Origin of the sequence: Enterococcus caccae ATCC BAA-1240, from assembly GCF_000407145.1 — a bacterium.
Lineage (GTDB): Bacteria > Bacillota > Bacilli > Lactobacillales > Enterococcaceae > Enterococcus_L > Enterococcus_L caccae.
In genome coordinates this window covers 737849-752920 of the sequence record NZ_KE136473.1, presented here as the reverse complement: position 1 = coordinate 752920, position 15072 = coordinate 737849, and the positions used below count along the sequence as shown (strand labels likewise).

General features: G+C 36.2%; 7 protein-coding genes. 2 read left to right on the top strand and 5 right to left on the bottom strand.

Annotated elements, in window-relative coordinates:
- Positions 1-2: 2 nt before the first annotated feature.
- Both I580_RS09010 and I580_RS09005 read right to left on the bottom strand, forming a co-directional pair.
- Positions 3-9023 (bottom strand): RHS repeat-associated core domain-containing protein, encoded by a 9021-nt coding sequence (locus tag I580_RS09010; RefSeq protein ID WP_016249799.1) that lies wholly within the window; start codon positions 9021-9023, stop codon positions 3-5.
- Between the two features lie 4 nt (positions 9024-9027).
- Positions 9028-9294, bottom strand: coding sequence for a hypothetical protein (locus tag I580_RS09005; protein WP_143141716.1), 267 nt, complete (start codon positions 9292-9294; stop codon positions 9028-9030).
- 456 nt (positions 9295-9750) lie between these two features.
- Between I580_RS09005 and I580_RS09000 the strand changes: the two genes are divergently transcribed.
- On the top strand, positions 9751-10794 hold the full coding sequence (locus I580_RS09000; protein WP_010771649.1) for an AI-2E family transporter: 1044 nt from the start codon (positions 9751-9753) through the stop codon (positions 10792-10794).
- Between the two features lie 274 nt (positions 10795-11068).
- On the opposite strand, the gene I580_RS08995 is transcribed toward I580_RS09000, so the two are convergent.
- On the bottom strand, positions 11069-11617 hold the full coding sequence (locus tag I580_RS08995) for a DUF5067 domain-containing protein (protein WP_010771648.1): 549 nt from the start codon (positions 11615-11617) through the stop codon (positions 11069-11071).
- Between the two features lie 107 nt (positions 11618-11724).
- A complete protein-coding gene (locus I580_RS08990; protein ID WP_010771647.1) occupies positions 11725-12894 on the bottom strand; it encodes a serine/threonine protein kinase in 1170 nt (389 codons plus the stop codon).
- A 123-nt stretch (positions 12895-13017) separates the two neighbouring features.
- On the opposite strand from I580_RS08990, the gene I580_RS08985 reads away from it, so the two are divergent.
- Entirely contained in the window at positions 13018-13446 is a 429-nt protein-coding gene (locus tag I580_RS08985) for a helix-turn-helix domain-containing protein (protein ID WP_010771646.1), read from the top strand.
- Between the two features lie 57 nt (positions 13447-13503).
- Here the strand turns inward: I580_RS08985 and nhaC are convergent, their stop codons facing one another.
- Entirely contained in the window at positions 13504-14871 is a 1368-nt protein-coding gene (gene nhaC / locus I580_RS08980; RefSeq protein WP_010771645.1) for a Na+/H+ antiporter NhaC, read from the bottom strand.
- Positions 14872-15072 lie beyond the last annotated feature (201 nt).

Sequence of the window (15072 nt, the reverse complement as noted above, 5' to 3'; positions counted from 1 at the left end):
TACTATTTTCCTTTAGGTATTGTATCAACGTAGGTTGGCGGTCCTCCCTTTTTAGGAATGGAGTAAACATCACCTGTTTTAGGATTCCAGTATAAGTCTGCTTTACTTTTACCACTTTTCCCTTTTACATCCTGCGTGTATTCTTCACCACCTAAATCTTTTACTTTATTATTCGGTAGACGTTTCAAATCTTTAGCTTTAACATCATCTAAGTCTCTATTTTTCGCTATTTTCTGAATATAATCCCCAATAAACCAGCCAACTATCCCATTAGCAAGATCCCTTGCACTTGGTATTTTCGGTAAAGATGGAAATGAAAAGTTTCCTGCATCCATGTCTAGTTTCGGTATCGTCGTTACAGGTGGGACTACTGGGACTCTTGGTATAGGAATTACAAATGCCGTTCCTACAACAAGTCCTGAATTACTTCCTATCCATTTCTTATCCGCCGTATCGCAAACTTTCTTGATTCGGACGGTTGCTGCGGCACGGGTCGCTTGTGCTCTAGCTACCTGTACTTGATAGCGATAAGCCGCACTTTGATAGTATAACGCTTGATTGTACGTTTGATAGCCTACAGGTTGTCCATTTCTTCCTCGGATATAATTGACACTGACATAGTTTTGCTGTGGATAATACGTTCTTCCACCATAATTTCCTACATAATTAATCCCTGGTGGAATTCCACCCCATGAACTTGAAGCACGAGGTGAGGATGGCACAACGGCATTCCAGACAGCTTTTGCGCCATTCCAAACAGCACTTGCTACCTTTTTGACACCATTCCAAACTTTTTTCGCTACTTGTTTGACTCCGTTCCAGACCTTTTTAGCGGTTTTCTTCACATTATTCCATGCCTTGGACCACCAACCTGCATTTCCACTACGGTCACGGTATTTTTGCGGGTTGTTTTCTACATAGATATACCGATTCTGGCTTTGGGGTTGTTCCACTTTTCCATACCAGGTATCCTCTTGTAGGAAACGTCCCGTTGTGGTGCTGTATTCTCTGGCACGTAGATGGATCCGATTCGACTGATCATGGTATTCACTGCGGTAGCCGTACTCATTTTCCAAACGCAATGCGGCTTCCCCATATTCATTATACAAGGTATTGGTGATTAATTCACCGCTTTGTCGATTCGTGATCGTACCAATACTGCTATAACCATCACGATGGTATTGCTCTTCTTGGTCTCCTAAGATATCGGTTTCTTCACCAAAAGTAAATTCTTGGCTTTGAGTGGTTTTGACTCTTTTATCATAGGTTTCTTGCGTGAGCTTAGCAGGACTAGTGTGTTCTTGGTTGTATTCGTTCAATGACGTAACGATTTTGATCGAATGGTTTTTATCCAGTTCTTTTTTTAGTTTCTCCGTTTCAACGGTTTTTCTTGGTTTATCATGGTCTTTACGCCACGGACGGTCTTTTGGTAAACAGCGTAAGCGATCGGCCATGGCTGGCTGTTTCGCTACAGCAGTCAAGATTTCATGTAAGGTGACATCTTGATTGTTTAGAGCTAATTGGGCTGTTCGATCAGTTTGTTTCATCCAAGCTTTTAGATCTGTTTTGATTCGGCGTCCATATTCAGTCGCCGTACCTTTGATTACACGATTGCCTAGTGCATCGTATCCGTAAAGGGTATAAATACCGTTACTGCTTGTTTCTTGGATCAAGCGATCTTCTACATCATAGAGATACGTTGTCACTTCACCAGTCATGGCGATTTTTTTTGCGACATTACCATTAGCATCATACTCGAATTTAGCGCCTTTTTCACTGGTAATTTCAGTGACTTGATTCATGTTATTGACTTTGTATTCATAGAAGGTTTTCTTTTTGTCATTGACCTTTTCTGAATAAGTAATTCGATTACCAGCATCATCATAATAGTACTCGATTTCAGTCTTTTTCTTGCCTTCGACTTCAGTGACTTTTATCAATTGATCTTCGGCATCATACTCATACGTTTTTTCAAGTGTTAATTTCGGGTATTGAATCGTTTCTTTTTGGAGATTATCATTTTCATCGTACGCATAAGTCATTTTTGCTAACGATTTTCCATTTGCTTCTAATGTTTCAGCTGAGCTGATTTCTCCTGTTGCTAGATAGTCATATTGTGTGATCGTGCCATTTGGATAGCTTATTTTTTTGATTTGACCTGCTCCGTCATGTTCATACACCGTTTTTTGATCACCATCTGCTACAACGGTTAGTTGATTTTTCTTGTCATATTCATACGTGATTTTCCGTTCACTTGGATATGTCACACTTGTCTTGCGTCCTAAAGAATCATAACCGTAAGATAAGCTTTCACCTTTTTCATCCGTCGCTTTCGTCAAATCTCCGTATTGATTGTATTCAAATGCCACCTCACCTTTGGTTGGCACAGCTTGTTTCAACGCTTCATTGTCGATCGCTGAAATTGGCTCCGTTGTTTCATAAGCTGCAGTTTTCATTTTTTCTTCATCCGTATAGGTATACGTGAAGTTGGCATTTTTGGTGATTTTTTCGACAAGCTGATTCATTTCATCGTACTTATATTGAATCGTCTCTTCTTTTGGTGTAGTTGTTTGTGCTAGTTGTCCATCTAACGTATAGTTATAGCTTTCTTTTTTCCCATTCGCTGAAAGTATACTGTCCAACTCACCTGTTGGCGAATAGTTGAACGTCGTCAGATTGCCAAGTGCATCTTTGACACTGGTCAAATTACTTTGAAGATCGTAGGTATAATGGGTTGTTTTCCCTAATCGATTTTTAACGCTAGTCAGTTGGTCGTTTGCATCATAGCCAAAATGTTTTTCTTTGCCCTTTGCATCCGTTTCTTTCACTAGATTCCCATTACCGTCATAATCCATTGCTATTTGATGGTTTCTAGGATCCGTGATTTTTGCGACTTGTTGTAATTGATCGTACGCGTAGGTTGTTTTATGTCCAAGTTCGTCGGTTTCTTCTGCTACTTGATTTAATTTGTTGTACGTGTAACTAGAAGTAAATGCCATTGGATCTTGTTCTTTGGTTACATTTCCATTACTGTCATATTCGTAGGTGGAAACTTGTTCACCAGGTGCGATAAAGCGGGTCACTTGACCATTTTCATCATATTCTGTTTTCGTTTTATTGCCACGAATATCTGTTATTTCAGAAACTCGATCTAGTAAGTCATAACGATAGGCAACACTAGTTTTGTTAGGATAAGTCAGTTTTGTAAGCTGTCCAAACTTATTATAGTCGTATGTTGTTTTTTTGCCTGCTGCATTGGTTTCTGCTATACGCTGTTGATAGTTATTATAGCGATACGTTTCAAGCGGGTCTTTTCTAACATTGTCTTTTACAGCAAGTAGATTTCGGTAAGTGTCATACTCATACAACCGTTTATAGCCTTTTGCATTCGTTTCAGAAGCAAGTTGGCCATCAGAAGTATAGGTCATTTCTGTCACAGCTTTTTTAGGATCTGTGATTTTTGAAAGATTTCCGTGTGCATCATATTCAAAGGTTGTGATGCGTTTATTTGGTTCTATTTTTTTCAAGAGTTGATCATTGACATTATACTCATAAGTTGTTTTATTGCCATTGAAATCTGTTTCAGCAATTTTCCGTCCAACTGGATCATAGCTAACTGTTTGTTGGAATTTTTTAGCATTGATTGTTTGGATCAGCTGATTATTGCCGTCATAGGCATAGGCTGTTTGATTTCCTTCAGCATCGATTTCTGTTATGACATTGCCATTGGCATCATACTTGATTTTTTGACTATTTCCTAAAGGATCTTTGGTTTCGATCAAGCGATTATTTTTGTCATAACTATAGGTCGTAACCTCATTTTTAGCCGTTATTGATTGAACCAGTTGACTATTTTTGTTATAGGCATACCTTTGTGTTTCGCCTAATGGATTAGTTTCTTTGATCAAATTACCGCGCTTATCATAGCTATAGGCGTATTTTCCACCATTTGGCATCACTTCTTCCAAAACATGTCCTAAACTATCGTAGATTAATGTTTGACTCGTTTCTTGTGGATGCTTGATTGTAATTTGCTGCCCTAATTTATTGTATGCATAGCTTGTTTTATTGCCAGCAGCATCCGTTTCAGCAATTTTTTCACCAAAAAGATTGTATTCGTAGGAAATTTTTCGTTTTTGTTCATCCGTTGCTGTAAGCATCTGACCATTTTTATCATAGGTATAACTTTCACTTTTACCGTTGCTGTCAGATTGCTTAATGCGCTGACCAAGAACATCATATCTATAATTGATCGTGACGTTTCCTGGTGTGACTTCTTTTGTTAATTGATTTAATAAATCGTAGGAATACGTTGTTTTTCTACCGATTGTATCTTCAAACGAAACTAAATTACCGCTAGCGTCATAAGAGAGCTGCGTTATTTGCCCCAATGGATCCGTTGATGTTTGTAATTGATTATCTTTCGTATAGCTATAGGTTGTCTTATTGCCTAATGCATCGATTTTTTCAACTAAATTACTATTGGCATCATAATGATACTGGATAATATCCCCCGTTGGTTCAACTGTTGTGGCTAGCTGATTCAATGAATTATAAGTGGATAGCTTCTTATTTCCTAATGCATCAGTTTGTGAAAGAACGTTACCTTCTCCATCGTACGTGTAGGTTAACACGTTGCCATCTGGATCTGTGATTTTCGTCACATTCCCTTGATTGTCGGTTTCATAGACTGTTTTATTACCAGCAGCATCGGTTTGCTCTGAAAGATAGCCTAGCGAATTGAAACCAAAAGAACGTTGGTTATTTTCAGGATCGATTTCAGTTGTTTTGTTGCCTCGTAAATCATAGGTATAGTTGGTTTCACGATCACCTGATAATTCCTTTAGTAGTTGGCTCTTCTCATTATAAGAATAGGTGGTTTTCAATCCATTACGATCGGTTTTAGCCGTTATATTGCCCAACTCATCGTATTCATAAAGAATTGTCGTTTGATCAGGATATAGTTCTTTGATTCGTTGATTTTTTTGGTCATATTCATAGGTTGTTTCTTGTTTTAGTGCATCGATTTTTTTGATTAGATTTTGATTTTTATCGTAAGCATAGGTCGTTTTTTTCTTATCATCTACGGTCTCAGTTAGAGGATCACCTAAAGCATTCAATGTATAACGTGTAATTGAACCTGTGGCTGTTTTTTCTTCGATTAATTGGTTTAATTCGTTATAAGTGAATGTTTTCGCATTTCCTAGATAATCTGTTTCTTTGATGATATTTCCATTTGCATCATACTCAAACGTTTTTTTCCCACCGGCAGGGTTGATTTCAGCAATTTTTCTGCCTAATTTATCATACGTGAAACTTGTTTGATTTCCGTTAAAATCTGTTTCTGAGAGCAAGTATCCTTCTGCACTATAGGAATACGTCTTTTTATTCCCATTGAAATCTGTTTCTTCAATCAGTTCACCACGCTTATTTCGTTTAAACGTTTTAGTGTTTCCTGCTGCATCGATTTCTTTTGTGATCAAGCCTTTTGCATCATATTCATACCCATTTTTCGTCCCATGAGCATCACTGATTGATGTTAGATTACCAGCCTGATACGTATAATTTTCTGTGGCTCCATCCGCATCGGTCTTACTCGTCACTTTTCCTTGTCCATCATAAGAATAGGTGATCGTTTTTCCATCTGGACGTATGGTCTGTAGTAATTTCCCTTGTTCATTATAGTGATACGTGGTTTTCTTCCCTAAACGATCTGTTTGTTCTGTCAATTGATTACTAGCATTATATAAACTAACCTCTGTACTTCCATCAGGGAAGATCGTTTTGGTTACATTCCCGTTTGTATCATTTTCATAGATTGTTTTATTGCCTGCTCGATCAATTTCTTCAATTAGCTGATAGCGTTCATTATAGCGTTTGGTTTCGCTTTTACCATCAGCGTATTCAATCTTTGTTGGTTGGAAATGATCATTGTAGGTAGTGATTTCTTTATTTCCGTTTCCATCGATCGTCGTCGTTTTATTTTTTTCATACGTGATCGTAACCGTATTGTCTTTGGCATCCGTTTGCTCGATAACACGTCCTTCTTTATCAAATTTGTTTTGATAAAGTAGTGTTCCTTCGTCATCAGAATATGACGTCATAAAGTGATTATCATTGTACGTATACGCTATTTTCTTCCCTAACGCATCGGTCACTTTTGTTAAGTTTCCTTTTGCATCGTATTCGTAGGTGTTCGTTGTTTGATCTGGGAAAGTGGCTTTTTTTATGTGTCCATTATCATCCCAGTCAAATTGAACTTTGCCGCCGTTAAATTGTTTGATTGCTTTTAAAAATCCAGTTTCTTCTTCGTAGCTGTATTCTTTGGTCTGACCGTAAGCATTAGTAATTTTTCTTATTTGTCCTGTTGCATCAAATAGGTAAGTCAACTTTTGTTCCGTATTCGTTAATTCGAAGCTGCGTTTTTCATCTTTGATTTTTTTCGTCAACGTGTAAGGCGAATCATCGGATACTTGATAATGACCATCTTTCCCACGATCAAAAAAGATCTTACCGCCATCTTCTTTTGTCAACATCATTGATTTGTCTTCTAATTGATTTAAGGTCAAGTATTGATTTAGTGTCCAGTTTCTACCAACTGGGCTATCCATACCGCCGCCTTTAGAATTATAGGTTCTAGCAAAAAACTGCTCTTCTTCAAAATCATACCAAACACTATCCGTCATTTCGTAAATTAAATTCCCACTACCAATATTGATTGGTTCAAAGCCATATTTACAATGCTTTCCTCGGCCAACAGATAATGCATCTAAGCGGATTTTATCGGCTTTAGAAAGGGGCTGTGACTGATAGGCTTTCCCTTGATTTTTCTTTGGATTTCGAATAAAAACAGTGTTCCCTTGAGTCAATAATTCATCTTTCATGTTATTATCCCGCATAAATGTTGCTCGCTGTTTTTCTAATCCGTAGAATTTCAGAAGACGAGGTAATGTGTCTTGGCTGGTCACTTTGTATAATTGGAACTGATCATAGGTTTGCTTTGATTCTTCCGTTCCATGCGTGATCGTTGCTTCTACTTTGTAAAGATGGTTTTCTTTCAAAGAGCTGGTCAGTAATGTATTGGTTTGCCAATTACTCGATAGTTCTAAATATCGGTTAGCATGCTCAAATAGCTTGGGATAATTAGGGAAGATATAATCTCGCCCAATCGATGGATCTGTTCCTGAGAAGGTTACTTTATTTTTGTCACTTGTATCAAGCACACGATAATTTATCTTGGCATCTGGTCGACCGATACCATCCATACCTAATGCTTGAAACTGAACTAGACCGTCATTATCAGAACTGACAAATGGACGTAGTTTCAAGGTAGTGTCTTTAAGCGGCATGTTTTTATCGATTGGCGGACGTTCACGATGCTTGATCACTAAATAAGGAGAGGTAGTCGTTACGCCGCCTTTTGGTGCAGCAAAAACTTCAGCAGTAGAATAAGGCAATTCATGTGACGTTACTTTATTTGTTTTAACGATCATCCCGAAATTACTGCCGCCATTGATCCAGTCGTTGGCCAAATTAGTGATATCAAAATTAACTCTACGGTTATTTGGATCAATGCCACCAATCATGGTTTCTTTGCCTGATTCATTGGCAGGTGGTCCATAAGGGAATTTTGCATCACTAAACCCTTTATACGTAGCTTTAGAAAAGGCTCCGATGTCTTTAGTCAAGCCATGAACTTCAAAATGGCGATTGACTACTTTTCCACTGCCGTCTTTCGCACGATCTCCCCAAAAACCAGGTGCTCCTGTTCTAAATAATGAAAGGTTTGCTGATTCGATTTCTCTGCCTTTCCCAATTTTTTTCAATTCTGCATCAGGGATCTTGATCAACCCATAAGTAACAAAATGTGCGGCGCCTAGTGTTCCGTTATAGCCATCATCATAACCAATATACATATAATCTTGGAACCAATAATTCATTTTGTCATCATACTGACGAATACTAGTCGCTTCAATACCTTGCTCGATTTTCGCTTGGACAAATTGGACATTAACACGTGCCGCTTTTAAGTTTGGACTTTTTTCTTTATCATGAGCTTTTAGCGTCAAGGTATTCGTTTTACTGTCAAAATCAGCCTCCGCAGTTGAAATAAAATCGCCAGTTATTGTTTCAATCGTTGGTGTAGGAACAGCACTTACAAGTTTCTCACCGTCATAAAGACCAATAATCCCCTGCTCTTTTTCTTCTTTCGCTTGCAGGGTATCCGGTAGCTTTAACGCAAATTTAATGGTTGTCAGATCAGTTTCTTCAGAAATATATTGACTAACTTTCACTCCAGTTGGCTGATATGAAATTTCTACAGGTTCTAAATTATTTTCAGCAGCTAATAAGACTTTGTCCTCTTTAACTGCTTGAACTTCGTATTGATTGTCTGGTAAACCGATTCCTACTGTTGCGTCACCGACCTTGACGGTAGGGACTTCTTTTTCGGTCACTTCATTTGGTACTTGAACTTCAACCTGCTCTTTTGCAATATAAATATCTTTTTCCTCTTCAAAAGTCCCATTAAATTCCTGCCAGTTGTTTTTTTCTTTTTCAAAATGAATGGGTTCTGTAAAAACAATGGTTTCCCCCACTCCAGTTTCAGGATGAACAAACGTTTTCGTTGTCTCAGAACGATCGGTTACGATTTCCGTCAGCCCTTTTTTCGCCATGTCATCTTTGACCGATACCAGCATACTTTTTTCGTCTGTTTCAAATGCTGATTTTAATTGTGGCGCAACGTCTAAAGTTGTTTCTGTTTTATCATCTGGTTTTTCAGTTGGTTCGTTTTCTTGCTCTATACGTTCATCAGCTTTTTTGAGTTTTTGTTGCGTCTGCTGATCAAGATCTTCTTTTTTCACTTTTTCTGGTGTAATGATTGCTTCACTTGAACCTACTGTCTCTACTTTTTCATTCTCCTGTGCAAAACTTTGGAGTGCTCCCCAAGGAAACAAGCCTAAAACTTGTACTCCAGCAACAAACAACGTAATCCCTTTTCTTTTCCATCCCTTTTCCATCATCTCCCTACTCCTTTACCCCTTCTTCTTTTTCCAGAATTGTTTCATATTGTGTTTTGGCTTGTTCAAAATTCGACTTTTCAATTGTTCTTGCAAGTTCCTTGATTTCTGGTGATAATTGTCGATACGTTTCATAAATCATTTTGTCTTCTTCACTCAGAAGTTTTTGATAGCTACTTAATTTTGCTTTATCCCCAATAATTTTAAAATCAGTCGCTACTTTTCTTAGATCTTTGGGATACTCTTTATTCTTGATTTCTCCCATATTTTTCATGTCTACCCACAATTGATAGTTTTTTTTGAAACTTGTTTCCAGATCATAGATTTTTTTATCTAGATCTCCTTCATTTGCTTTACTACTACATCCTGTAAAGAACAAAATTGAAATAAAAAAAAATACATAATGTTAACTTTGTAACTCTTTTCACTTTAAAACCCCCTTTTTGTATTTTAAACTTAACAAAAAGAGGTTTCAATTTCAATAGAATAACAAAATAAAAAAGTATTTTATGCATGTAGATTACAAAAACACTACGTTTAATGTGATTTGAAATGAAACAATAAATTATAAATAACAACTAATATATGTATACACTTTATTCAATAACGATCACGATTCAAAAACAAGTTATTTTTTTAGAATTACAGATAAAACTGCTATCCAAAAATGTGAAAAAGCATTATAGTTATCTTATAAGATAATAAGTAAAGTATTAAAGGAGCGAAGCCTGTGTCCATGTATGAAAAGTTTATCCAAAATGAACGGTTACGGCGTTTTTTTGTTTTGGCTGTTGTTATTTTTATTTTATTTTTAGCTAGAAGTATGATTACAATGATTTTATTAACGTTTATTTTTACGTTTTTAGCACTTCATTTTGTGAAGTTTGTGCAACAATATTTAAAGATTCCCTCTATCATTCTTGTTTTTGCCACGTATTCTTTGATTGTTTTTTTAGTCTATCTGGCTATTACAAAATATGTACCGATTCTGATTCACCAATCTGTTCAAATGTATAATTCCGTTATCCATTTTTATCAGACACCTACGGATGATCATAATCAACTTTTAGTGATTATCGATAACTATCTAGAAAAATCAAACTTAATGTCTCAAATCCAAAATGGCGCAAGTATTCTTTTGCGTTATGTTCAAGATATTGGATCGATTGGTCTTTCCTTTGTGCTTTCTTTTATCCTAAGTTTCTTTTTTATGATCGAGAAAAAACAAATGGCGGAATTTTCTAAGTTGTTCCTAAAAAGTGACTTTGACTGGTTTTTCCAAGATATTTACTTTTTTGCAGATAAGTTTGTCAATACGTTTGGTGTCGTGATGGAAGCCCAATTTTTTATTGCTATCGTTAATACCGGAATCACAACTATTTGTTTAGCCTTGATCGGTTTTCACCAATTACCAAGTTTAGCGATCATGATTTTTATATTGAGTTTAATTCCTGTTGCTGGTGTGATTATTTCCTGTATTCCACTGAGTTTTATCGCTTATTCAGAAGGTGGTATCAACGATGTAATCTACATCTTAGCTGTAATCATTATCGTACATTTATTTGAATCTTATGTATTGAATCCCAAATTTATGTCCAGTAAAACAGATTTGCCCATTTTTTATACGTTTGTCATTTTGCTGATCAGCGAGCGATTGTTTGGCGTTTGGGGCTTGATTGTGGGCATTCCTATTTTTACTTTCTTTTTAGATATTCTAAAAGTCAAACCGATCCACTCGGTTACCGAAAAAATTGCTGATCCACCAACAAAATAAAAAAAATGAACGTTTGGATATTACTCCAAACGTTCATTTTTTTGTGGTTTTGGCCGTTATATATCTGGAAAATCAGTCAGATAGCAAAGACTAATTGATTTCGGACCAAATAACTACATCTTAACAGCTACCTGTTCCAATAACCTCCATATACAGCCCTCTATAAGAAATAGCATTCCATTTCTTTGCTCCCATTGAAGCTAAAAACTAGTCATTTTTCTATTGAAGAAAAGCTAGCTGAACCACCTATTCCAACCCTTTTTCTATCCCAAATTTACTGTAGAACAAACTCTTTTTTCAATTTCACTTTATCACTAAATAATTTGGTTGCCTCAACAGATATTGGTGCAGTCATATCTGCTAATTTATAAGGAACTTTTAAATTCAATGTCGCTCCTGGCTGAATCTCAGTCAAGGAATCTACGTATCCGGATTCTGTCATAATTGCTGATTCTAAGGCAATACCGTTTTGAAAAGCCTTCGTTGTGATTGAAGTTAAAAACATTGCATTTTTATTACTATTGTTTGTAAACTCATAATCAATTACACCAACATCTTCCCCATTATAATCTTTGGCAAAAGTCAATTCCTTGATCGCTACGTGATAGTCACCTAAGTCACCATTATCTGTTTCAACAGGTGTTTTACTTTCTTCTTTTTGTACCACTTTACTGGTCGTTGTTTTATCGTTCGGTTTCGCTACTTTACTAGTTGTGATTTCTTTTTTAGACTTTGCTTCGTCTTTAGAATCAGAGCCCATATTGGCTAGAACACCACCTACTACTAAAATACCGACTCCTATCAAAATAATTTTCTTCATCATTTTTTTGTCTCCTTTGTCATTTAGTCCGTTGGTACATGACTATCATACTAAAATGCTAAAGGAGAATCTTATGCATTTTGCATAACTTTGATAAAACAACGATTCAATTATCTTTTAGCACCACCATGGGTAACAAATAAAAATAGTCCATAATAGCCCAGCCAACTAACGATCAACAAACTGTAGCCGATTCCTCGCATTACATTTTTTTTTGAGTTAAGCAATGGAATTTTTTCATGAAAGTTCATAAAATTCATAAATAATAGCACAGGTAAAATAAAAAGAATACTTCCTTCCAGTGTTAACAGCAACTTTTCAATAACTGTTTCACCCTCATAGATATTTCCTGGTAAACCGATTGCTACAAACACATAGTATATGATTGCCAATGTCATCTTCCATGGTTGCCCTGTGCGGAACCCTGGCATATATTTTCTGAAAAATGATCCAATAGAGAGCTTAGCATTTTGTTGCCTACTATCTAAAGAGATCTCATCCTCTATTTTTGGACGAGCTAATTCAATATTGACCTTAGCATTTTTAGCTGTATTTTTAAAACGCTTCTCTGATTCAATGATATCTGCTTTCATCTCCACCGCTGATTGATAACGATTTTTCGGATCTAAGTTTGTTGCTTTCACAATAATATCATGCAGAAATGGATCGGAACTTAACTGATCTTTAGGATATTCTTTGATTGAACAAATGTTGATGACAACTCCTAGCGCATATAGATCACTTCTTGCATCTGTTTGCGCAAAACCAAACTGTTCTGGCGAAGCAAATCCCACTGTTCCCAATTGGACAGTATCTGTTTCTTTCTCGTCATCAACGACACGTATTGCATCAAAATCAATTAACTTTAACACTCCGTCATTCGTTAACATGATGTTCCCCGGTTTCACGTCACGGTGAACTAATCCCTTGCTGTGAAGCGCAGTCAAAGCCTCCAACACTTCTAGCGTTAACGTTAAAATAGCTTTTGTTCCCATTACGTCTGAAGACTTGATGATCTCTGCTAATGTTTTGCCATGAATAAATTCTTCATATAAATAAAGTTGCCCCTCTTCGATCACAATTTCCTGAATTTTAGGTAAATTGAGATGTGTGATTTTTTGAAGTGTTATCAAGTTCTCCTTCAAATAAAGCGGATAACATTTTTTTACGAAAAATTCTTTTGTATCATTTTTCCGAACAAGAATTGGTCCATTTAATTGATCTGTTAATGGCTCAATTTCCTTATAGGAAAATACACCTAAATTATTTATATCGCCCATTTTTACGCTCCATTTTTTACTTTACTTTTTTATTATAGCAAATAAATCAATAAAATACGTCCTCACTTTATTAAATTCAATGTATAATAGCCATATGATATTGTAGATATGGGAGAATTTAATATGCAAGAAAAAGACACGGATAAATTACTTCATTCCTTAAAAAAAGCAGAAAATTTTCAAACTGCTCTTTCCGAAACTCGGGACTATGCCATCAATCAAAGTCTAAAAGACTATCTGAATCATTGGTTGTGCAGCAAAAATATAACGAAAAGTACTGTGCTAAAAAAAGCAGGGATCACCGAAGCAACGGGGTATCAGTATTTTGATGGCAAACGAAATCCCTCAAGAGAAAAAATAGTTGCCTTAACAATTGGCTTAGAATTGAACTTAGAAGAAACCAACGAGTTAATGAAAAAAACAGGCTATGCCCAACTTTACCCTAAACTCCCTTGGGACGCTGTTGTGATCTATGGCATCACTCATCATTTAACGCTTACAGAAATCGATGATCTTTTATACAGTGAACACCTTAAAACATTTGGAGAATAAGTGTAAAAAAAATACAACACTATTCCTTTTACGGAACATGTTGTATTTTTTTGTTTATTATTTTGTTTTCTTTTTTCCAACCGCCGTGATGAACAACGACAATATAGGTAAGATGTAACAAAATACTGCATACGGTAAATAATCGATTGTTGCAATCCCTAAGGTTCCTGAGATAAAGACACCACTCACACCCCAAGGTATCAACGGATTGACAACTGATCCTGCATCATTCAAGCCTCTAGATAACATTGCCAATGGAACTTTTTTTTCTTTAAATTTAGTAATAAATGATTTTCCAGGTAAAATGATTGAAAGATATTGTTCTCCAATTAAGACGTTGATTCCAATCGAGCTCATCATTGTAATAAAAATCAATTTTTGACGAGAATCAATCACCGTTTCAAAGCGTTGTAGTAAGCAATCGATAATTTCCATTTTTACTACTAACCCGCCTAAGGCTAAAGCCAAAATGATCAATGATACTGACCACATCATACTTTGAATCCCACCTCTAGAAAGTAGTTCATCCACTTGTGTGTTCCCAGTCTGAGAAACAAATCCATTTTGGATAATCTCAGCCGTTTCTCCAAAAGAGAAATGAGCACTTGTAAAGAACAGCAAAACAAGAGATGCACAAATACTCAATAATAAGGTCGGAATCGCAGGAACTTTCTTCCAAGCGCAAACGAACAAGATCGCTAAGGGAATCAGCTCCACAAAAGAAATCGTAAAATTGTTATTTAATGTCTGAACGATATCATGAATACTTGTACTATCTAGCGCACCGTCATAACGTAATCCCATAACTAAAAAATAGCCAAACGAAAGAATCGCTGCAGGAATCGCTGTTTTATATGTATGTTTCAAATGTTCAAATAAATCGACTTCTGAAATCGCTGCAGCTAAATTCACTGTATCTGATAGTGGCGAAATCGTATTGCCTAAAAAAGCCCCAGAAACAATTGCCCCTGTTGTCAATGCTGGATTGACACCGATCAAACTACCCATTCCTAAAAAAGCAATTCCAATCGTTGAAATCGTTGTAAAAGAGCTACCAACAGCGCCGCCTACAATACCGGAAACAATAAAAACAGTTGGAATAAAAAATTTTACTGATAAGAAAGAAAAACCAAAAACCATGATCGTCGGAATTGTCCCAACAGCGATCCAAACACTGATCAACGCACCAATTAAAATGAAAATCAGCATAGGAATGATACCAGAAGAAACACCCTCTATCAAGGCATCATGAACAAAATCCCAAGAAAAATTTTTATACACCGCAAACAAAAGCAAATAACCAATAGCAATCAATATAGCAACATGAGCTGGAATACCAAAACCAATAATACTGATACCGATCATCAACAATAATGTTATTAATAAGAACACAGCTTCGTTAAAATTCACTTGATATTTTTTCATACATTGTACCTCACATTTTTGTAGAAACCGATGAAAGACTCCTTTCATCCCTTCCTATTTATTTGTTTTTAAAGAAAATCTGCAGCTGCGGAAAAGCTTGAATAAACGCTTTACCGCACCCACAGTGGTCAAATCACAGTCGTATAAAAAGTTACTTATCAGGAATTTTTATGTTCTTAATATCTTGCGCAGCTTTTAGAT

Excerpts from the sequence above, each read along its gene's own strand:
- I580_RS08995 (WP_010771648.1), bottom strand. The coding sequence starts at position 11,617 with ATGATGAAGAAAATTATTTTGATAGGAGTCGGTATTTTAGTAGTAGGT.
- nhaC (WP_010771645.1), bottom strand. The coding sequence starts at position 14,871 with ATGAAAAAATATCAAGTGAATTTTAACGAAGCTGTGTTCTTATTAATA.
- I580_RS09005 (WP_143141716.1), bottom strand. The coding sequence starts at position 9,294 with ATGAAAAATATGGGAGAAATCAAGAATAAAGAGTATCCCAAAGATCTA.
- I580_RS09010 (WP_016249799.1), bottom strand. The coding sequence starts at position 9,023 with ATGATGGAAAAGGGATGGAAAAGAAAAGGGATTACGTTGTTTGTTGCT.
- I580_RS08990 (WP_010771647.1), bottom strand. The coding sequence starts at position 12,894 with ATGGGCGATATAAATAATTTAGGTGTATTTTCCTATAAGGAAATTGAG.
- I580_RS08985 (WP_010771646.1), top strand. The coding sequence starts at position 13,018 with ATGCAAGAAAAAGACACGGATAAATTACTTCATTCCTTAAAAAAAGCA.